1 protein-coding gene is annotated in these 461 nt (G+C 37.1%); it reads right to left on the bottom strand.

All coding sequences use genetic code 11. From position 1 onward, the window contains the following. Positions 1-109 (bottom strand): hypothetical protein (locus C1I99_RS35490; RefSeq protein ID WP_199562480.1); only part of this gene is annotated, 109 nt, incomplete at its 3' end. Between the last annotated feature and the right edge of the window lie 352 nt (positions 110-461).

A 461-nucleotide genomic window follows, 5' to 3' on the forward strand; every position in this document is an offset into this window, starting at 1 on the left:
CACCTGTATTTTGAAGTTGAACGCGGTTTTTAAGTGAACCAACATAGTGTCCGATATGAAGTTTTCCTGTGGGACGGTCACCAGTTAAAATAATTTTTTTAGATGTCATAATTTCCTCCAGATATAAAAAATCCTACTATTCAAAAATGAATAATAGGACGAAAAATCGCGGTACCACCTAACTTGTGACTCCATTATAAAGCCACCGCTCTAGTGAAAGATAAGGGATTTCGCCCTGTTAAACATCAATCCATTTCGCCTTCCATGAGACTTCTCAACAACTGTCTCTCTCTGTTAGTGGTTAACTACTACTCTCATTTTAAATTAGAAACGTTAGCCTTGTCAAAATAAGTTTAACTTTATCTCACAAGCTGGTCTTTCGGTTGACTTTCATTCTTCCTCCACCTAGAATTATTCAAGCATTAAAATCAAGGAGGTGGCTGATTTGGACGAACAACAAC

Origin of the sequence: Micromonospora deserti (genome assembly GCF_003236335.1) — a bacterium.
Classification (GTDB): Bacteria; Actinomycetota; Actinomycetes; order Mycobacteriales; family Micromonosporaceae; genus Micromonospora; species Micromonospora deserti.